The organism is Croceimicrobium hydrocarbonivorans, assembly GCF_014524565.1.
Lineage (GTDB): Bacteria > Bacteroidota > Bacteroidia > Flavobacteriales > Schleiferiaceae > Croceimicrobium > Croceimicrobium hydrocarbonivorans.
Window position 1 is genome coordinate 3,152,416 of sequence record NZ_CP060139.1, and the last position, 20,187, is coordinate 3,172,602.

Sequence of the window (20,187 nt, forward strand, 5' to 3'; positions counted from 1 at the left end):
TTAATTTGATATTCATTACTTTGTAATTCTATTACCCCCAATATGTTGGACTTTAAAAAAATCTCTGTTTTACTACTGTTTAGCCTGGCTTTTTCGGCCTGTACACGTGATGTGCCTGAGGATAGCAGTCAAGGTGGCTCTAATCCTGAGCCCAATGATGTAGTAATGAATGGCTATGGTTTTGGAGACTTACAAGGTCAATTGGTAGCCTTAAATGATACATTCATTCTCAATAACAAAACTGGTTCTGGCCAGTTAGAATATACCTATCGCGCTTATGCGGAGCCGGTAACTTTTCAATCGGGAGCCAGTACAACTACTCTTTCAGCCACGGCAATCTTCGCGATCCGTGATATGGTATTTGTGACTTGGCATATTCCTTCTGCTGCTTATGGTGGGGCAATTTGCGCCTATAAGCAGAGTGGAATCGGACGCTACACTTTTACCGATCGGGTAGATTTCCCGGAAGCCGACTATATTGAATTGAGCGCCAGTGAAAATAGTTCTACCGGCTATTATGAGGTGTTTATGGTTGGACAAAGAGATCCTGATCTTTCCAATTATGTTTTAGAAGGTCATCGTGGCGCAGTGGTAACTCGTATTGATTATGATTTTGTAAACGATGAGTTTTGGGAACCTTCGGCTAAAGAATTGCCTTTACCTGGAACTTCCGCCAATGATATTGTAGCTGCTGCCGCGCATTATTATGTAATTACCGGTGATGGAGCTGGAGGTTCGGATGGGGGCCTGTATCAGATCGATCGAAGCATGTCTATGGTAGAAAAAGCAGATCAATTGAGCATTGATGATGGAATCGCCATTATTACCGATCCTTTAAGTCAATCCGTGAATCCCGGAGTAACTTCCACTGCAGATATCTATACTTTGGACCGCAGTGGTTCTGATTTTCGCATTAAGCGCGCCTCGCTTAGCTACGATTATGTGAGTGACCAAACTAATTTCAGTAACCTCAGTGTTTATACCGATAATACAGCAGGCCCTAGCATCACACCAATTGATGGAGAACGAGGTGATTTAACTTGGGCTCAAGGCTTTGGTGCCGGAGCAAGCAAAACTGATTCTCTGATGATTGCCGTTGGTTACGAAGGTGTATTTGGAGCTGGAACTTCTGCCGGAGCCAGCTTTACAAGCGCTGTAAATTTTGGACCTTGCCTGGCGACTGAGTATGATGCAGGTCTTGGAGTATTGTATTATGCCGATGCCAATGACGGGGTTAGGGTAGTGGCGATGGGCAGTTATGCCGCTAATGATGGTAATCTTTCCGTTTACGATCTGATTGGGAATTTTGTGCCGCCAACCGACACCTTATCAGGAACGGTTTTACCCAGTACTTTTTACATCAAAGAAATCTCCTTATATCGTTCAAGAAATATCGCTCTGGCAACGGGGGATGCTGGCGTTTACTTCTTGCAGCGAAATAAATAGATAATGTTAGCGGTTCGAACAAACCAGAAAAAGGGACGCCATGCGATCCCTTTTTTTATGCACTTAATCGAAGAAAATCGACCTTTAATCTATACATCGAATTTATCGCTCAGCTTATCTAAGCTTTAAGCGGTAGGTCTTGATTTATTTGGAATTTCGTTGGACAGCTTAAAATGGGTATTGTGTAGGGAAAACATACCATTAACAAGATTTGTGCAATGAAAAAATTAGTCTATTTCTTAGCAGCAGGTGCCTTTTTGGCCAGCTGTAATCGCGATGTAAGCTCCTTGCAGGACCCAACGTCGGAAAGTCGTATCGATGTGGTTTCTGGCTCTGCCCTTACTAATCAATTACGCTCTATGAACGAGTCCTTTACCATTAGTGGTAAGGCCGCTCAAAACTTATCCTACCTCTATACCAACTTCGCCGAAGCGCCAGCTAACCTGGCCTATACCGAAGAATTAGCAGGTGGAATTGTTACCGGAACTTCTGATTTAGCTCAAGCTACTTCGGTTACCGCAAATGGTGAAATGGTATTCGTTACCTGGCACCTTGAAGACGCTCGCTATGGCGGCTCTATTTCGGCTTACAAATTGGTTAATGGTACTTATCAGTACACTTCTCGTATTGATTTTGATGATACAGATTGGCATGAAGCAGAGGTACATCGCAATACCGGTACCGGTAACTACGAAATCTTTGCCGTAGGTCAACGTAGCCCTTCTACCAGTGGTTATTTGTTGAACGGTCACCGTGGTGCCGTAGTAGGTAAAATCCTTTACAACTATATCACCGACGAGTTCCAGGGACACGGTACTTATAAAGAATTACCCTTACCAGGTTATGGTGCTAATGCCATTATTACCTCCGCGGGTAAATACTATATCGTAACTGGAAACGGACAAGGTCAGGTTACCAATGATGCCCGTAGTGGTTTATATGTAACTGATTACAATTTGACCAACGTGTCTGAGTCCATGACTATCACCGACGGTATTTTCGTAGAAGCGGATCCCTTTAACAGCAGCCCCAGCAATGTGGACTATGCATTATTGGATCGCACTGCGAATGATAAAGTACAGGTTCGTCGTGGTATGAACAGCAGTCAAACTGTATCCAATGCCATGAGCTATACTATCGACTATATTACTGGCGGTGGGATTCCTTCATTAGCTCTAGAGCGTGGCGGTATGGCTTTCATTCCTTACACCTATTCAGGGACTAATGTGAGCAGCACCGAATACCTTTTAGCCTTAGGTCAGGAAGGATTATACGGACAGTATTCTGGTCATATCAACAATGCAGTGAACTACTGCTTGGCGGTAACTCATGATCCATCTGCGCGTGTTATTTATGCTGCGGCTGGTGATGCCGGTTTGAAAGTAGTAGCGGGTCATGGCTTCAATGGCGGAGTATTGATCAATCCTTTTGATTTGGTAGGTCAATTTGTACCTCCAACCAATGCCTTTATTGCTGGCTTTAATGTGAAGGATGTATCAGTATACTTCTCAGATTATTTGGCCTTAGCAGTAGGTGGTACCGACGGAACAGGTGTTAACCCCCGTAAAGGTGGTGTATACTTTGTACGCAAGCTGAACTAAGAAAAGCACAAAAGCATATTCTATAATTAGATTTGGTTGTTTAGGCCCGCAGTTTTCTGCGGGCTTTTTTTGTGCCATACTATGAAAAAGGAGGAAGGGTAAATCAATCTTAAAAACTGCAGTTAGTTTTTGAATACTTAAAATGTCAGGATATGTACTATCTTAAATAAGCATTTACCCCCACATTACTAATCTCTCACTCATATTGTTTTTTTGTAGCAGAGGTCATGAAGTTAAAAAGCTCTTTTTCGTGAGCAGTGAGATTTGTCCTCATATTTAGATAATTAACTCTTTGTTTAGTTGTTAATTGACGCTCATGCTTGTGGACTTTTCTGATAAAATTCAAATTCAAATCTCGAAATAACTGGTCTTCTGGAAAGGCATATTTATGACTTTGAAACATGGAAAGTACATACCGATTATAAACTCTTGCTCTTTGAGCCGTTCTGACATCGACTTTTGAACGATCATCATAATTGTCTGGTTGTCCAACATATCCAATTATTGAGTCCGGATTATCGTCAAGATATATCTTAATTAATAAAGCACTTTGTTTTAATATGCAACGAAGACTTATGTAACTTAATTGATAGCCAAGTTCTTTTGACCTTAACTGATACTTCTTAGGATCATTTTTACACATTCTCGGATAGTATTTGATCATTGCAAATCCAGGGTAATGGTGCAATTCAATTACATAACCTTTAATAACCTTTCGAGGAGCATGGCTTAGCGTGGTGCCAATTAAATTGATGGAAAAGCGCTCAACTTGAACCAAACCATATGGAAAGTGAATATCAGAGAGATTGTCATTGTCTCGCTTCTTTTGCTTTCCAATTGGTTTTAAAATGAAAATATCAGGCATAAAAAAAGGGAAGATTTTAGTCTTCCCTTCAAAAATATCATTTAGCAATGATTAATATGATAGATTCTTGTAGGCCCCAATGACTAAGTCCTTTTTTGCACTTTTATTTAAATCTCGCCACTCCAGATTTTCAATAAGCTTTTTTAGTGGAGATTTTTCTACACTCTCAATTGGTGTTGAGCTTAAATCATGGTGTGTTAAATTGCTAGACTTGAATCCCATGGCATTTTCTACTTTAGAATAGAGTATGATTAGAGAACGCAAATGTATTTCTTTTGTTTTTATTTACAATGAATATTGAAAATAGGGCCAAATACACTAAATGCTGATATAGTCTTTAGTGTATTCTTAAATTCTATATCCCAGGGTCAATCCCAATGTGATAATCCCCATATAATCTCCCTGAACGCTAAAGCTTTCCTGACGGGTAAGAATAAGGTCGAAACGTGTATAGAGTTTGGGGTTGGCTAGTTTTTGATAACTGATACCAAAATACTGGTTGTCTAGGCGTACATTTCCTTCCGCCGTAAGGCCATTTGCCACAGATAATAAGCGTTGATCTGGTACTAAACCATATCCGGCGGTAAGCTGCAAGAAATCACCTTTACCGCTAAAGAACTTGCGGTACAAGAAATTATAGGTAGTTCCGATACCATTTTGATCGGCAATAATGAAAGGGCGGAAGGCGGCATATTCGCTTCCCCAATAATAACCTATAGACCCCGTATACATCACCACTTGGTTTAAAAGGAAGTCGAGGTAACGGAACCCTAATGAACCTTCAAAATCACTTTTTCCAATCTTACTGTAGTATTCCATTCCAAAGCGGAAACTCGGGAAAATCTGAGAAGGGGAATAACCAATATTGATATAGCCGTAGGAATTTCGACTAATACGAGGGTAAATATCTACTTCTCCTTGTATACCGAAAGAGGTGAAACTCTGGTTTCGATCGCCATAATTCAGTCGGCCAATAATGGCTCCGATTTTCGTTTGACGTCCGTATTGTATAAATCCAAAGTACCAGGGATTATAGGTCTTGGTGAAATAATCTATGGTTCCGCCAATTGCCAATCCATCTACAATAAGCTGGTTGAGCAAATAGGTCTTTAACTGCTTCAGCTCATTGTTATCCGGATACTTCTCCAATGCTTCTTCTACGGCATCAAAGGCATCGCGCAAATCATTGCTGGTGGTAAGCGACTGTACCTTGCTTACATAGAAGAACTCATTGTTTTTGGGAAAGCGCTTAATGCCATCATCACAGTAAAGAATGCAGAGGGCATGTTGCTTGGCAAAGCGTTCATTCTGCACGCGCAATTCATAAATCGCATAGGCATTGGTGTCCTCTACAATTAAATTGCGGATAAGGTTTCGGGCATTTTGATAGCGTCCGTCCCAAACAAAAGTGCGGGCTTTAAATAGTCGATATTGGTAATTACCAGGATCGTCCAGTAATAAAAGATCCAAGACCTTACGAGAGGTTTGATAATCACCCTTAAAGGCTAAATCTCGCGCTTGCGCAAAGGCAGAATCCGGATCAGCCGAGATCATCACTACGGGCGCACTGCTAGTGTCCTCCTGAGCAAAAAGCCCGGTGGTAAATAGCATTAAACACGCTAAAAGCAATGTCTTCTTCATGGCAATCGTTTTGGACCCTAAATATAGATTGCGCTCCAATCGTAGGCTCAGAGCTTTCGCTCAAAGGCCTAAATCCTTCGTTCAGAGGCCTATTTACGGCTAATGGCGCGCTTTGCTGCTTCGTAAATAGCTTGGGTGCTTAAACCGTATTTCTCCAGTAATTGCTCGGGAGTTCCGCTTTCACCAAAGCTGTCGTTTACGGCTACAAACTCTTGTGGACAAGGGCTATTGCGTACCAAGGTAGCAGAAAGGCTTTCACCTAATCCGCCGGCCATTTGATGTTCTTCGGCCGAAACTAAAGCACCAGTTTTAGCAGTTGAGCGCAAGAGTGCCTCTTCGTCCAATGGCTTAATAGTGTGGAAGTTGATTACCTCTGCAGAAATACCTTCAGCTTCTAACATTTCAGCAGCTTCCAAGGCCTTCCAAACCAAATGTCCGGTGGCGGCAATGGTTACATCGCTTCCCTCTTGTAAGAATAAGGCTTTACCAATTTCAAACTTTTGGTCTGCAGGAGTAAAGTTGGCCACTTTAGGACGACCAAAACGCAGGTATACCGGACCATCATGCTCAGCAATTGCGATGGTGGCAGCTTTGGTTTGGTTATAGTCGCATGGATTGATTACAGTCATGCTGGGAAGCATTTTCATCAAACCGATATCTTCTAAAATTTGGTGGGTAGCACCATCTTCACCCAGGGTAAGACCAGCGTGGCTGGCGCAAATTTTTACATTCTTACCAGAATAGGCGATAGATTGGCGAATTTGATCGTAAACTCTACCAGTGGAGAAATTGGCAAAAGTTCCGGTAAAAGGAATTTTTCCGCCAATGGTCATACCGGCTGCAATCCCCATCATATTAGCCTCGGCAATTCCTACCTGGAAAAAACGGTCGGGGTGATCCTTAGCAAAGGCATCCATTTTAAGTGAGCCGGTAAGGTCGGCACAAAGGGCAACCACATTGGGATTAGTTTCACCTAATTCACTTAAGCCGGCTCCAAATCCTGAGCGGGTATCTTTAGCTCCCTGGTCAGTGTACTTTTTCATCTTAGTTGAGTTTTACAATGGTAGTGGTCCCGGAGTTCACCGTAAATTCTTCGGCGACCGAGTATAAACTTTGTTGCGAGGATTTTGATCGAGAAATAACCCGGTAGGTTCCGGGCTGTAGGTTAAAGCTTTGACGGGATTTTTGGGCGTTTAAATCGCAAACCCAGCTCCATCCGCCTTGAGCGTTAAGCGTTAATATGCTGCCAAATCCGGGAGAGCTACTTTGTAGGTTAACAACCCCGGGTGGAGCAACTGAAATAGTGGTAGACTTACCCGCCTCTATTTCCACATCTTTAAGGTGAATACGGGGCAAACTGAGAATCTCTAAATCATATTTGCCTTGAAGGTATTCCACCGAAGTATTGAACTCCTGTACGTGCAAAGGTTCCTTAGCGCCTTTTTCATAGATCAGGGCCACTAATTCGGTTCCACCACGTGATTGATTTTGGAGACCTAAACTTCCTCTGGCCAAATCGAGGCCAATAACATTATGCTGCCCAGAAGAGATACGGATATTCTTCTTAGAGCGCTCCGGAATGGAATGAACCGTGAGGTTATAGGTCATCAAGGGGTCCAAATAAATGGTGTCTGGTACTCCCTTATTATTAAGGGTGTGCACCATTTGCTCCATGATCTTGCCACTCACTGCATCATAAAAGCTAAGGGCTACATTGGTTTCCGTCGGTAAACCGTTGCCATCCAAAAGATTAACTTGAGCGGTGGTATTGTCTAGTGCTTGCGAAATCACAATGCCTAGAACATTTTCGAAGGTTTCTTCATCCGAAGCATCGAAATAGTTCCCCACGCATTCAAAGGTTTTTTGGAAGTTCTTATCCAAGCCAATTCCGATCACAAAGGGCTTTAAGGCAATGCCTTTTTGTTGCAAAATCCGCGAGGCCGCGCAGGGATCTTCATCACAGGCTTCTACACCATCGGTGATAAGGATAATAATATTGCGGCAGTTAGAACAGTCTCCAAAATCATAGGCAGCGCGTTCCAGAGATCGAGCAATGGGAGTGGTACCTTTAGGACTGATGCCATTTAGCTTTCGCTTGATGCTAGCATAGTTGTTAGGGCCAAAAGGAATTTCCAATCGGGTATCATTACAATCTTGCGGTGGCACTGGTTTTTGATGACCGTAAACGCGCAAGGCTAATTGTAAATTCTCCTGATTAAGACTATTCAAACTATCCAGCATTTTGCCCATCAGGTGGCGAGCCACGTCGATTTTATTGCCGCTTTCCCAACGCGCATACATGCTTTGAGAACCGTCAAAAACAAAGAGTATCCGGGTAATAACCGGATCCCGCTTTGGCTCCCTTTGACCCATTAAAGTCGTGGAGAGTAAAAGCAGTGGAATTATTTTAAGAAGGAATCGCAAATCAATAATCGCCCAATGTTTCTTCTAATTGCCCTAAGGCTGCTGCTAATTGCTCATCATTAGGAGCAATGCCGTGCCACTTATGAGTTCCGGCCATAAAATCTACTCCGGCACCCATGGCAGTTTCCATAATTACAGCAATTGGCTTACCCTTTCCGGTTTTAGAGCGAGCTTCCTCTAATCCGGCAATAACCGCTTCCATATCATTTCCCTTTCGGATGTGAACGGTATCCCATCCGAAGGCCTCGAATTTAGCGGCGATGCTGCCCATGGCTAATACATCGTCGGTAGAACCATCGATCTGCTGGCCGTTGGCATCGATAGTCGAAATAAGATTGTCAACCTTATTGGCAGCGGCATACATAGCAGCTTCCCAAATCTGACCTTCCTGTAATTCGCCATCACCATGAAGGCTGTATACCAAATGATCGTCCTTGGCTAATTTTTTACTGAGGGCTGCACCAATAGCAACCGACATTCCCTGACCTAAAGAACCGCTGGCGATGCGTATGCCAGGAAGACCTTCATGGGTAGTGGGGTGACCTTGTAAGCGAGTATTCAGTTTACGGAAGGTCGCGAGTTCCTCTACCGGGAAAAATCCGGCGCGACTTAATACACTATAATATACCGGGCTAATGTGTCCGTTCGATAAGAAGAAGAGATCTTCATTTTTACCATCTGGATCAAAAGGCTGGGCTTTATAGTCCATCATATGATGATAAAGGGCTACGAAATACTCGGTACAACCGAGGCTTCCGCCGGGGTGACCGGATTGAACCGCATGTACCATCCGCACAATATCCCTGCGGGTTTGGGAACAAATTTTTTGAAGGTCTTTAAGATCAGTCATTTACTCACATTGATTTTGCAAAATTATTGAATCTCAAGCGCCTGAACTTTGTAATGTTGATAAAATGTGAAAAAGGAGAGCCCTTTCCTTTCCGGTTATAATGTGGTTCAAGCTTTCGCAAAAAAGTATCTTTGCCGCCTTAATTGAAACGCATGAAATGTGGTATTGTAGGATTGCCTAATGTTGGTAAATCCACCCTCTTTAATTGTTTGTCGAATGCCAAGGCGCAATCGGCCAATTTCCCATTCTGTACTATTGAGCCCAATGTGGGCATGGTAAACGTTCCAGATGAGCGTTTGGATAAGTTGGAAGCTTTAGTGAATCCACAAAGAGTAGTTCCAGCTACGGTAGAGATTGTAGACATCGCCGGTTTGGTAAAAGGAGCTTCCAAAGGGGAAGGGCTAGGAAACCAATTTTTAGGGAATATCCGCGAATGCAACGCGATTCTGCATGTACTTCGTTGCTTTGAAAATGATAATATCACTCACGTGGATGGCAGTGTAGATCCTATCCGTGATAAAGATACCATCGATACGGAGCTGCAGTTTAAAGACCTGGAAACCCTCGAAAAGCGATTGGATAAACATCGCAAAGCAGCTAAGGCCGGCAATAAAGAGGAGGTTCACAATGTGACCATGCTAGAGGCCTTACTTAAGCATGTGGAAGGTGGTCAGAATGTGCGCGCTTTTGAACGTACAGAGGAGCAAGATGAATTGATTAGAGATATTCAATTGTTGACTGATAAACCCGTGCTTTACGTTTGTAATGTAGATGAAGCCTCAGCCAAAGATGGTAATCAATGGGTAACCAAGGTGCAGGAAATGGCCGCCTCCGAAGGAGCAGAAGTAATTCATTTAGCGGCTGCTACCGAAGCGGATATCTCTGAATTGGAAAGCTATGAGGAGCGTCGCATGTTCCTGGATGATTTAGGCTTGGAAGAAGCAGGCGTTAACCGCTTGATTCGTAAGGCATATCAATTATTGAAATTACAGACTTATTTCACTGCTGGTGTAAAAGAGGTTAGAGCCTGGACCATTAAGAAAGGTTTTACCGCTCCGCAGGCAGCCGGTGTTATTCACACTGATTTCGAAAAAGGATTTATCCGTGCAGAGGTGATTAACTTGAAGGATTATCTCACTTATGGATCGGAAGCAGCCGTAAAAGAGGCCGGTAAATTAAGAGTGGAAGGAAAGGGCTATGTGGTAGCTGATGGTGATGTGATGCACTTCCTCTTTAATGTTTAGGTTCTTGATAAGTTGTGAAAAAAATATGAGGGCTAAAGACCCTGCAGTCCCTGCTGTATAGCTATTTTTAAGCCTTTATCCTACCAAAAACATGTCTACAGACTCCAATTACAACGAAGACAATATTAGATCTCTCGACTGGAAAGAACATATCCGGCTCAGGCCCGGTATGTATATCGGTAAGTTAGGAGATGGATCTTCGTCGGATGATGGGGTCTATATCCTGCTCAAGGAGATTATCGATAATGCCATCGACGAATTTGTGATGGGTGCCGGTAAAACCGTGGAAGTGAATATCCGCGAAGGCGAAGTTATGATTCGCGACTATGGTCGAGGTATCCCCTTAGGTAAGGTGGTAGATGTAGTTTCCAAGATTAATACCGGTGCCAAATACGATTCGAAGGCTTTTAAGAAGTCAGTTGGATTAAATGGAGTAGGAGCCAAGGCAGTAAATGCCCTGAGTGACTATTTCATGGTGCAGTCGGTTCGAGATGGTCAAACCAAAATTGCCCGTTTCGAAAAAGGAAACTTAGTGGAGGATGAGCCCATTAAGGAAAGTAGCCTTCGCAAGGGAACCAAGATTGTTTTCAAACCCGATAACAGCGTGTTTAAGCATTACCGCTTTGTTTCGGAGTATGTAGAGAAAATGATCTGGAATTACTGTTATCTGAATCCTGGTCTAACCATCGTTTTTAATGGTGAGAAATACCTTTCAGAAAATGGTTTGAAAGACCTGCTCAGCAATAATATCGACAATCCTATCATGCACGATATTATTCATCTGAGAGGCGAGGATATTGAAGTAGCGCTAACCCACAGCGAGCGCAGTCAGAGTGATATGTACTATTCCTTTGTGAATGGTCAGCATACGACTCAAGGTGGTACCCACCAAGCTGCCTTTAGAGAGGCCTTAGTGAAAACCCTGCGTGAGTTTTACAATAAGAGTTTTGATGCCTCTGATATTCGTGATTCGGTGGTGGCCGCCATTTCGATTAAGGTAATAGAGCCGGTTTTTGAATCGCAAACCAAAACCAAATTGGGCTCTAACGATATTGGCCCTGATGGTCCTACCATTCGGACATTCATCAATGATTTTATGAAGACTAATCTCGATAATTTCCTCCATAGGAATGAGGAAATAGCCGAGATCATCTATCGTAAGATATTAAGAGCGGAAAAGGAGCGTAAGGAGCTGAGTGGCATTAAGAAGCTCGCTCGCGAACGCGCTAAGAAAGCCAGTTTGCATAATCGTAAGTTGCGTGACTGCCGCATCCATTACAATGATCAAAAAGACGAGCGTCGATTAGATACTACCCTCTTTATTACGGAGGGGGACTCAGCCAGTGGTTCCATTACCAAAAGTCGTAATGTGAATACTCAGGCAGTGTTTAGCCTTAAAGGAAAGCCCTTAAATTGCTATGGACTTACCAAAAAGGTGGTGTACGAAAATGAGGAGTTTAACCTTTTGCAGGCAGCTCTTAATATCGAAGACGGACTCGAAAACCTTCGCTATAATAATGTGGTAGTGGCAACCGATGCTGATGTAGACGGTATGCACATCCGCTTATTACTGATTACATTCTTTTTGCAGTTTTTCCCTGAGCTGGTAAGAGAAGGGCATCTTTTCATATTGCAAACGCCCCTTTTCCGGGTGCGTAATAAAAAGGAAACCCACTATTGCTACAGTGATGAGGAAAAACGTGCTGCCCTATTAAAGCTAGGAACGAAAGCGGAAATTACCCGATTTAAAGGATTGGGTGAGATTTCTCCGGATGAGTTTAAACACTTCATTGGAGAAGATATTCGCCTAGACCCGGTGATGCTTTCCAAAGAAGCGACCATCGACCAGATCCTAGCATTTTATATGGGTAAGAATACCCCTAAGCGTCAAGAATTTATTATCGAAAACCTGAGAATAGAACGCGATCCTACCGAAGAGGAGGAAAAAGAGGAGCTGCTTCATGAAAATTAATTCCAATCCCTATTCTAAGATCAACCTGGTGATCTTAAGCGTAGCCTTATTGGCGATCTTAACTGACTTCGTCCTGTCTTTCTTTCAGGGCTCTTTCACCGACGCATGGTGGTTGGGCTTGGGTGGACTATTGATTATACTTTTTTTAATTTACCGAGGCCCCAATGAATTCAAATATGATTCAGAAGGAGAGGTACTTAATTTTACTTCCGCTGATAAATTATGGGGCCGTCTGATTCGTAGTTATAATAAGCACTATGAATTTCCCAAGCGTCGCTTACATGGCTATAAAATGACCCATATTCTGTTTCGCCGCCGCTTAATCATTTATATAAAAAGCCGCAGTGGAGGAATAAAGGAAAGATCTATGCTGGTTTCATACCTCTCAGGCTCCCAGATAAAAAGTTTGGAGAATTCCTTAAAGAAATACTCACATCGAGGAAAAAATGACGGAAGAAAGTCAGGATCAAAATCAAGAAAATCAGGAGAACAATCCTAAGGAGCAATCCCCAAAAATTACCCGGGTTTCGGGTATGTATGAGGACTATTTTCTGGATTATGCCAGTTATGTAATCCTCGAAAGGGCGGTTCCTACCTTAGGGGATGGAATGAAGCCTGTACAAAGGCGAATTTTACATGCCTTAAAGGAAATGGATGATGGACGCTACCATAAGGTGGCGAACGTTATCGGGCAAACCATGAAGTACCACCCACACGGGGATGCTTCCATTGGCGATGCCTTAGTCCAATTAGGGCAAAAGGATTTGTTAATCGACCCGCAGGGAAACTGGGGGAACGTACTTACCGGGGATAGTGCAGCGGCCCCCCGTTATATTGAAGCGCGCCTCTCGAAATTTGCTCTCGATATTATTTACAGCCCCAAGGTTACCGAATGGCAAAGCAGCTATGATGGTCGGGGTAAAGAGCCGGTTGAGTTTCCGGTTAAATTCCCGCTGCTTTTAGCGCAAGGGGTAGAAGGTATTGCGGTTGGTTTATCGACCAAGATTATGCCTCATAATTTTAATGAGCTGATTAATGCAGCCATTAAGATTCTTAAGAACCAAAAATTTGATCTTTTCCCTGATTTCCCAACCGGTGGAATCGCTGATTTTAGTCAGTACAACGAAGGTTTACGCGGCAGTAGAGTTCGCGTTCGTGCCCGTATAGCGGTACGTGATAAGAAGACTCTGGTAATTGAGGAAATTCCTTTCAATACCACTACCGGATCTTTAATTGATTCGATCTTAAAGGCGAATGATAAGGGTAAAATCAAGATTCGCAAGATTGAAGACAATACCGCGGAGCATGTAGAAATTTTAGTGCATCTGCCATCTGGTGTTTCGCCGGATAAGATGATTGATGCCCTTTATGCCTTTACAGACTGCGAGCTCTCTATTGCCCCACTTTGCTGTGTGATTGAGAACGATGCCCCTCAGTTTATTTCCGTGAAGGAAATTCTCCGTCGCAATGTGGGGAATACTCTGGATGTACTGAAGGCCGAATTGGAGTGGGAACTTAATGAGCTTCAGGAGAAATGGCATTTTGCCTCTTTGGAGCGCATCTTTATTGAAAATAAGATTTACCGTGATATTGAAGAAGCTGAAACCTGGGAAGAGGTAATTGGCAATATTCGCACTGGTTTAGCGCCTCATATTGGTCATTTACTCCGTGAAGTAACCGATGAGGATATTACGCGATTAACGGAAATCCGGATTAAGCGAATCTCTAAATTCGATAAGGATAAGGCCGATGCCTTAATTGAGGCCTTAGAGGGTGATATCGAGAAGGTGAAGCACCATTTGAATAATTTGGTGGAATATGCTATTGATTGGTTCAAGGGCATTCAAAAGAAATACGGCGCTGGCAGAGATCGTAAGACCGAAATCCGCATTTTCGAGGATATCGAAGCTACCAAGGTGGCAATGGCCAATGTAAAGTTGTACGCCAATTTGGATGAAGGCTTTATCGGCACCAGCCTGAAAAAGGACACCTTTATTTGCGATTGTTCTGATATCGATGACATCGTGGTCTTCTTAAAGAACGGAGAGATGATTGTTACCAAGGTGGACCAGAAAACCTATGTTGGTAAGGATATCATCCATGTTGCAGTTTGGAAGAAAGGCGATAAGCGCACCACCTATAATATGATCTATCGCGACGGTAAAAATGGAGCTTCCTTTATGAAGCGATTCCAGGTTACCGCCATTACTCGCGATAAACATTATGACCTTACTGCGGGCACTAGTGGCTCTGAAGTACTGCATTTTACGGCCAATCCAAATGGTGAAGCTGAAAAAGTAATGGTACATCTGCGGGCCTTGCAGCGCTTAAAAAAGCTGAAAGTGGAAATCGACTTTGCAGAACTTGCTATTAAAGGTCGGGCTGCCAAAGGGAATACCGTTACCAAATATCCGGTTAAGAAAATTGAGATTAGAGAGGAAGGAGTATCTACCCTTGCCGCTCGAAAGATTTGGTTTGACGATACTGTAAATCGCTTAAATGCCGAAGGTCGCGGTCGACTTTTAGGCAGTTTTAAAGGTGAGGATAAAATTCTGGAAGTGACGGCCAGTGGGCATTACCGCTTATTGGGCTATGATCTCAGCATCCACTTTGAAGATGATTGGCAAATTATTGAGAAGTATGATCCTGAGCGGGCCATTTCTGCTGTTTACTTTGATGGGGAAAAGCAGAAGCATTTTGTGAAACGCTTTATTCCGGAAACGCCAGATCGCAAGGAACTCTTTATTAGTGAGCATCCTGATTCTCAATTGGATGTTGTAAGTTATGACCTTCAACCTCGTATAGAAATTATCTTCCGTAAGATTAATGGTAAGCAAAAAGATAATGAAGAGGTGGTGCTAAGTGACTTTATCGCCATTAAAGGCGAAAAAGCACATGGTAACCAACTTTCGAGGGATGAAGTGCGTAAGGTAAATGCCCTCGAACCATTAGATCCACCTGTTGAGGAGGAAGAGGAAATCGAGGAAGATCAAGATAATAATACTAAGAATGAAAATATTGACGAATCAGCCGATATCACTGAAGAAGACGGCCAAATCTCCCTTGGTTTGGATTAACCTGATTCTTTTAATCGCTTTTAATTTACAAGCTCAGGATAGTCTTGACATTAGAAGTTTAGGGCGATTAGGCTATAGTCAAACTTTGAATGATGTTTGGGGCTGGGTAGACACTGCCAATAACAAGGAGTATGCTTTGGTAGGGGTGCAAAATGGTCTTTCGATCGTGGATGTAAGCAATCCTAGTAATCCGGTTCAAACCAATTTCTTTAGTGGGGCCAGTTCCATTTGGCGAGATATGAAGACCTATGGGAATTACGCCTATATGATTCATGATAATTACAATGGAACTTCCAACGGGATTTTCATTGTAGACATGACCACTTTGTCCAACAGCTTCCCTACCACTTATACCCGTAAACCGGTGATTACCATAGGAACCAGCACCTATACTTTTGATCGCGCACATAACCTTTATATTGATGAGGATGCGGGACTTCTATTTGTTTTCGGATCTAATGTTGGCGCCGGTGGAGCCTTGATTTTTGATTTGAAAAACAACCCTAGCAATCCGGATTATTTGGGTGTTTTCAACGACTATTATTTACATGATGGAGTGGCACGCGGTGATACCCTTTGGGGAGCGGCTGTTTTAGATGGGTTTTTCCTACCTATTGATATTAGCAACCCCGCAAATCCGGTAATAAAGGCCACCCAATCCACCCCATTTAACTTCACTCATAATATTTGGTTTAGCGACGATAATCAAAGGGTGTTTACAACCGATGAGAAGAGTGGTGCTTTTATCGCCGAATACGATGTAAGCGATTTTAACAATATCTCCGAGAGTGATCGCATTCGTACCCACTTTGGTACTGATGTAATTCCTCATAATGCGCACTTCTTCAATAACTTCCTAGTGAACAGCTATTATACTGCGGGAATCCAAATTTTAGATGTAAGTCAGCCCGGCCTAATGGTTGAAACCGGCTTTTATGACACTTCCTTGGATTCTGGAAATGGCTTTAATGGCTGTTGGGGAGCTTATCCTTATCTGCCTAGTGGAAATATCTTAGCCACCGATCGTCAGCGTGGTTTATTCATTTTGCAAAGTGATTATACACGTGCTTGCTACCTTTTTGTGAGTGTTGTTGATTCTTTGAGCTCTCAGTCACTGATTAATGCTCAGGTACAAGTACTCAATACTGATATTAGCGGAAACACCAATATTTTCGGTAACTATCGCGGGGCCCAAGCAGCACCAGGTACATTCCAAATGGTGGTGTCCAAAACAGGCTATCGCAATGATACTATTACCGTTAATCTGAGCAATGGCCAAAGTGTATCCAAGCAAGTAGCCTTATTACCGGCAACATTTAGTTTGGATGCGGAAGGACCCTTGCGCAGTGTTGAGGTATATCCAAATCCCCTTAATTCTTCTAATGCTCAGTTAAAGTTAAGTAGCTGGAGTTCAGAGATGGAAGGCTTACAGTATTACCTGAGTGACTTAAATGGTCGTTTGCTGGAAAGTGGAGAATTGGAAAATGCTCTTATCGATTTACGATCTTCAGGCCTTCAGGCTGGCTCTTATATCCTGCATTTAAAAGGGGAGGATTATGTTCGTACTTATCCGCTGATCCTTCGGTAGTCAAAGGAAAATTTCGTTTACTTTGAGCGGAATTCGAATACGAAGTGCTCAAAGGGAGGAACATCATATGCTACAGTCGAACCAATTGGTTTGACGATTATGCCAAGACCGTCATTGAGCTGATGAAGGTCTTCTCGGAAGAGAACCAAGTATTGTATGTCGACTATCAGTTTACCTGGAAGGATGCCCTTCAACGCTTAATTAAAGGGGAGAATAATCCGGGTTTTTGGCAAATCATAGGACTTAAGGATCGTATCCAAACTTTTCCTCAGGAGAAAGGAGGAAAGCTCCATCTATTAACGCCACCTCCCATTTTACCTACTAATTTCCTGCCCCAGGGTGCCCTCTATGAGGCTTTGCATCGCTGGAATGTGAAAAGGGTGAATAGGGCCATTCGCAAGGCTATGAAGCGCCTGAATATGGGGGAGGACACCGTATTGATTAATTCCTTTAATCCCGATTTTGGTGCTTATTCTAAGAATGAATTGCCTCATTCAGTAGAAATTTACCACTGTTACGATGAAATAGCCGCAGCCGATTGGGCGGCAAAACATGGTGCTCCCGCCGAATCGCAATATTTAGCGATGGTGGATGCCACAGTGGTTACTTCGGCCGGATTGCTCAAAACTAAGTCACCCCAAACTCCCCAATGCTATTTAGTGAAGAATGGGGTGAATTTTGATTTGTTCCATTCAGGATATACCGAAGAGCCTAAAGCCCCCATTATTGGCTATGTAGGTGCTATTGATTTTCGTTCCGATTATCATTTGTTGGAGGAATGTTTTAAACGTTTTCCCGACTACGAATTTCATTTTGTAGGCAAGGTGATGGAGGAGCGCATTGAGGAGATTTTAAAGCAATATCCCAATGTGAAATTACTAGGTTCCAAACCAGCTAAAGAATTGCCTGCCTTCCTAAAAACCTGTGCTGTGGGAATCATTCCCTTTGAAATTAATGAATTTACCAAAGGGGTTTATCCTCTAAAAATCAATGAGTATTTAGCTACGGGAATTCCGGTGGTTTCTACTCGCTTTGGTGAATTGAGTGATTTTGAAAACATCGCTAGTCTGCATGATAATGCGGAGGGATTTGCCCAAGCCCTGAAATGGGAAATTGAAAACGATAGTCCGATCAAACGACGGGAAAGAGCACAGTTTGCGAAGCTTAATTCCTGGTATGGTCGGGTAGACGAATTCAGTGAAATAATTAACCAACTCGAAAACTCACTTAATGGATCAGAAGGCGCTACTTCCTGATTTTGTAGTGATTGGTGCCGGTAAATCCGGAACCACTTCATTGCATGAATACCTCAATCAGCATCCTAAGATTTTTATGGGCGATAAGGAACCGAACTTCTTTGCCTACGAACTTTTAGATCCGGAAACTCTGACTGATCCTACCGATAAGGAGCATTATTTTAATTCTGTTTATAAACTCGAAGATTACCTAGCTCTGTTTAAGGAGGCTAAGCCTGATCAGTTAAAGGGAGAGGTTTCGAATACTTATATCAGTAATAAAGACGCCTGGCAGCGGATTAAGCACTATGTGCCAGAGGCAAAATTGATGGCAATTTTACGTCATCCGGCCGATCGAATTTTTTCCCGCTATTTCCATTTGGTTCGTGAGAATGAAATTCCGGAGGGAGGTGATCTGAATGAAGTTTTCAATAAAGAATCAATTTGGTGGCGTCGTCCGGATTTAGTGAATGAAGGATTTTACTATCGCCAATTAAAGCCCTATTTCGAGCACTTCGATGCAGATCAGATTAAGGTTTTCTTGTACGAAGATTTTATCGGCAAGACCGATGAGGTTGTGAAAGAAGCTTTTCAATTTTTAGGGGTAGATCCCAATGTGAAAGTGGGTACCGATGTGGTTTACAATAAATCGGGCAAGGTGCGCAACAAATCTGTGGATGCCATTGTAGGGCAGGAAAGTGCTCCCATTCGTTTCTTGAAGAAATTTGCTCCGGGCTTGCATCGCCAGCTAAAGGGCAGTGTAACTGTGAACCGCTGGTTAAATAATGTTCGTAATAAAAATCTGGAAAAACCCGATTTTGATCCTAAATTGAAGCAGCGCATTATTAATGAGATTTACCGCGAGGATATTGAGAACTTGCAAAAGCTTATTAAACGCGATTTGAAACACTGGCTCTAAATTTTCAATTTGCTACAAAAATTAAAATCCCAAAAGTTCCTCAGTATGGTTACTTCCGTGCTGGGAGCGGCATTTGCCCTTCTTACTTTTGGTTATTTGGCCAGAGCCTTAACTAAGGAGGAGTTTGGTATTTATGGGATTTATCTAGCGATAATTACCACCTTCGAAATGCTTCGCAATGGCTTGGTGGGGAAGCCCTTTATCAAGTTCATGGCCGAGTCGGATGATGAGGAGGAAAAGCGAGGTATTATAGGGAGTTCCTGGGCCTTTTCCTTTTTAAGTACGGTGGTGTTTGCCGGGCCTTTAAGTTTGGCCATGTTGGCTTGGTATCTTTATCAACCCAGTGAAGAGGTTCTTATTTATGCCTTGTTTATTCCTATCCAGGCAATAAGCACCATACCTTCTAATATGGCGCAATGGCGTTTAAATGCCGATCTGCGTTTTGATTTATTGATTTGGCTGCGACTGAGTAATCAGGTATTCAATTTTGTGGGAGTATTGTGGGCCTATTACTTCGGTTACGGTTTATGGGCGATCATGTGGATTACGGTTATTTCCAATTTTAACCCATCTTGGATTGCGCTCATTTTCGATTGGGATGGACTGCGGCAAATTCGTCGGGCTCAAAAAGAGTGTATCTCCCGTTTGTACAAATTTGGTCGATATACGATGGGAACTCTCATCGGCGGAACCCTATTGCGTGGCAGTGATGATTTCTTGATTCGAATTTTCATGGGGCCGGAAGCTGTGGCGCTGTATCAGGTGCCCAACCGATTGGTAAACTTGATCGACATTCCACTCAGAGCCTTGGTTAGCTTCTCTTTTCCAAGCTTGGCTCGCTCTAATAAAGCGGGTGATGAAGAAGCTTTTAAACGCGAGTTTGAAGCGGCTACTGCTTTTGCCTTTGTATTGCTGCTCCCTATGGCCATTGGAGCATTTATATTCGCTGAACCGCTGGTTTTATTGATGGGAGGGGAGAAGTATTTAGACTCGGCAATAATCCTACGCATATTCGCCATCTTCATGGCCTTTAGTGCCCTGGATCGCTATGCCGGGGTTGGCTTGGATGTTTTAAATCGCCCGCAAATTAATATGCGTAAGGTGATTGTAATGCTTAGCGTGAATATCCTAGGTGATATTGTGGTATTGTACTTTTTCCAAAGCTTGCCTTGGGTGGCGGCTATTTCCATCATCACCTTTAGCGTAGGAACCTTGCTAGGTTTCTATTATATGCGCGATCGAGTGCCCTTGCGCTTGCTGTTCTGGCTCAAACTGGGTACAGTGCAAATCCTCAATTTTGTTAAAAAGCCTGTGAGAAAATAGGC

Annotated in this window: 15 protein-coding genes; 10 read left to right on the forward strand and 5 right to left on the reverse strand. The window is 43.0% G+C overall.

The genetic code is table 11. The features are described 5' to 3' along the window. Positions 1–42: 42 nt before the first annotated feature. Together H4K34_RS14260 and H4K34_RS14265 are read left to right on the forward strand one after the other, a co-directional pair. Entirely contained in the window at positions 43–1,446 is a 1,404-nt protein-coding gene (locus tag H4K34_RS14260; protein ID WP_210758064.1) for a hypothetical protein, read from the forward strand. 218 nt (positions 1,447–1,664) lie between these two features. Then, the gene (locus H4K34_RS14265; RefSeq protein WP_210758065.1) at positions 1,665–3,047 is read left to right on the forward strand and encodes a hypothetical protein; all 1,383 of its coding nucleotides are present in this window, start codon (positions 1,665–1,667) and stop codon (positions 3,045–3,047) included. Between the two features lie 196 nt (positions 3,048–3,243). Here the strand turns inward: H4K34_RS14265 and H4K34_RS14270 are convergent, their stop codons facing one another. From H4K34_RS14270 to H4K34_RS14290, 5 genes are all read right to left on the reverse strand, one after another. Further along, on the reverse strand, positions 3,244–3,912 hold the full coding sequence (locus H4K34_RS14270) for a hypothetical protein (protein ID WP_210758066.1): 669 nt from the start codon (positions 3,910–3,912) through the stop codon (positions 3,244–3,246). Positions 3,913–4,260: 348 nt separating this feature from the next. After that, a complete protein-coding gene (locus H4K34_RS14275; RefSeq protein ID WP_210758067.1) occupies positions 4,261–5,553 on the reverse strand; it encodes a YaiO family outer membrane beta-barrel protein in 1,293 nt (430 codons plus the stop codon). 89 nt (positions 5,554–5,642) lie between these two features. Beyond that, a complete protein-coding gene (locus H4K34_RS14280; RefSeq protein ID WP_210758068.1) occupies positions 5,643–6,596 on the reverse strand; it encodes a transketolase family protein in 954 nt (317 codons plus the stop codon). Between the two features lies 1 nt (position 6,597). Beyond that, a complete protein-coding gene (locus H4K34_RS14285; RefSeq protein WP_281384589.1) occupies positions 6,598–7,926 on the reverse strand; it encodes a vWA domain-containing protein in 1,329 nt (442 codons plus the stop codon). Positions 7,927–7,978: 52 nt separating this feature from the next. Beyond that, entirely contained in the window at positions 7,979–8,827 is an 849-nt protein-coding gene (locus H4K34_RS14290) for a transketolase (protein ID WP_210758070.1), read from the reverse strand. 152 nt (positions 8,828–8,979) lie between these two features. Between H4K34_RS14290 and ychF the strand changes: the two genes are divergently transcribed. From ychF to H4K34_RS14330, 8 genes are all read left to right on the forward strand, one after another. Continuing rightward, complete coding sequence (gene ychF, locus H4K34_RS14295; protein WP_210758071.1) at positions 8,980–10,071, forward strand: redox-regulated ATPase YchF; 1,092 nt, start codon at positions 8,980–8,982, stop codon at positions 10,069–10,071. A 91-nt stretch (positions 10,072–10,162) separates the two neighbouring features. After that, positions 10,163–12,043: a DNA topoisomerase IV subunit B gene (locus H4K34_RS14300; RefSeq protein ID WP_210758072.1), complete on the forward strand. Its 1,881-nt coding sequence runs from the start codon at positions 10,163–10,165 to the stop codon at positions 12,041–12,043. After that, positions 12,033–12,542 (forward strand): hypothetical protein, encoded by a 510-nt coding sequence (locus H4K34_RS14305; RefSeq protein ID WP_210758073.1) that lies wholly within the window; start codon positions 12,033–12,035, stop codon positions 12,540–12,542. Before H4K34_RS14300 ends, H4K34_RS14305 begins: the two co-directional genes overlap by 11 nt. Then, positions 12,490–15,120: a DNA gyrase/topoisomerase IV subunit A gene (locus H4K34_RS14310; RefSeq protein ID WP_210758074.1), complete on the forward strand. Its 2,631-nt coding sequence runs from the start codon at positions 12,490–12,492 to the stop codon at positions 15,118–15,120. Before H4K34_RS14305 ends, H4K34_RS14310 begins: the two co-directional genes overlap by 53 nt. Then, positions 15,053–16,708: a choice-of-anchor B family protein gene (locus H4K34_RS14315; protein ID WP_210758075.1), complete on the forward strand. Its 1,656-nt coding sequence runs from the start codon at positions 15,053–15,055 to the stop codon at positions 16,706–16,708. Before H4K34_RS14310 ends, H4K34_RS14315 begins: the two co-directional genes overlap by 68 nt. A 122-nt stretch (positions 16,709–16,830) precedes the next feature. Further along, positions 16,831–17,964 (forward strand): glycosyltransferase, encoded by a 1,134-nt coding sequence (locus tag H4K34_RS14320; RefSeq protein WP_210758076.1) that lies wholly within the window; start codon positions 16,831–16,833, stop codon positions 17,962–17,964. Further along, positions 17,939–18,862 (forward strand): sulfotransferase family protein, encoded by a 924-nt coding sequence (locus H4K34_RS14325; protein WP_210758077.1) that lies wholly within the window; start codon positions 17,939–17,941, stop codon positions 18,860–18,862. Before H4K34_RS14320 ends, H4K34_RS14325 begins: the two co-directional genes overlap by 26 nt. A gap of 9 nt (positions 18,863–18,871) precedes the next feature. Then, positions 18,872–20,185, forward strand: coding sequence for a lipopolysaccharide biosynthesis protein (locus H4K34_RS14330; RefSeq protein WP_210758078.1), 1,314 nt, complete (start codon positions 18,872–18,874; stop codon positions 20,183–20,185). Positions 20,186–20,187: the final 2 nt, after the last annotated feature.

Excerpts from the sequence above, each read along its gene's own strand:
- H4K34_RS14305 (WP_210758073.1), top strand. The coding sequence starts at position 12,033 with ATGAAAATTAATTCCAATCCCTATTCTAAGATCAACCTGGTGATCTTA.
- H4K34_RS14300 (WP_210758072.1), top strand. The coding sequence starts at position 10,163 with ATGTCTACAGACTCCAATTACAACGAAGACAATATTAGATCTCTCGAC.
- H4K34_RS14280 (WP_210758068.1), bottom strand. The coding sequence starts at position 6,596 with ATGAAAAAGTACACTGACCAGGGAGCTAAAGATACCCGCTCAGGATTT.
- H4K34_RS14320 (WP_210758076.1), top strand. The coding sequence starts at position 16,831 with ATGAAGGTCTTCTCGGAAGAGAACCAAGTATTGTATGTCGACTATCAG.
- H4K34_RS14325 (WP_210758077.1), top strand. The coding sequence starts at position 17,939 with ATGGATCAGAAGGCGCTACTTCCTGATTTTGTAGTGATTGGTGCCGGT.
- H4K34_RS14265 (WP_210758065.1), top strand. The coding sequence starts at position 1,665 with ATGAAAAAATTAGTCTATTTCTTAGCAGCAGGTGCCTTTTTGGCCAGC.
- H4K34_RS14275 (WP_210758067.1), bottom strand. The coding sequence starts at position 5,553 with ATGAAGAAGACATTGCTTTTAGCGTGTTTAATGCTATTTACCACCGGG.
- H4K34_RS14285 (WP_281384589.1), bottom strand. The coding sequence starts at position 7,926 with ATGGGTCAAAGGGAGCCAAAGCGGGATCCGGTTATTACCCGGATACTC.
- H4K34_RS14270 (WP_210758066.1), bottom strand. The coding sequence starts at position 3,912 with ATGCCTGATATTTTCATTTTAAAACCAATTGGAAAGCAAAAGAAGCGA.
- ychF (WP_210758071.1), top strand. The coding sequence starts at position 8,980 with ATGAAATGTGGTATTGTAGGATTGCCTAATGTTGGTAAATCCACCCTC.
- H4K34_RS14310 (WP_210758074.1), top strand. The coding sequence starts at position 12,490 with ATGACGGAAGAAAGTCAGGATCAAAATCAAGAAAATCAGGAGAACAAT.
- H4K34_RS14260 (WP_210758064.1), top strand. The coding sequence starts at position 43 with ATGTTGGACTTTAAAAAAATCTCTGTTTTACTACTGTTTAGCCTGGCT.
- H4K34_RS14290 (WP_210758070.1), bottom strand. The coding sequence starts at position 8,827 with ATGACTGATCTTAAAGACCTTCAAAAAATTTGTTCCCAAACCCGCAGG.
- H4K34_RS14315 (WP_210758075.1), top strand. The coding sequence starts at position 15,053 with ATGAAAATATTGACGAATCAGCCGATATCACTGAAGAAGACGGCCAAA.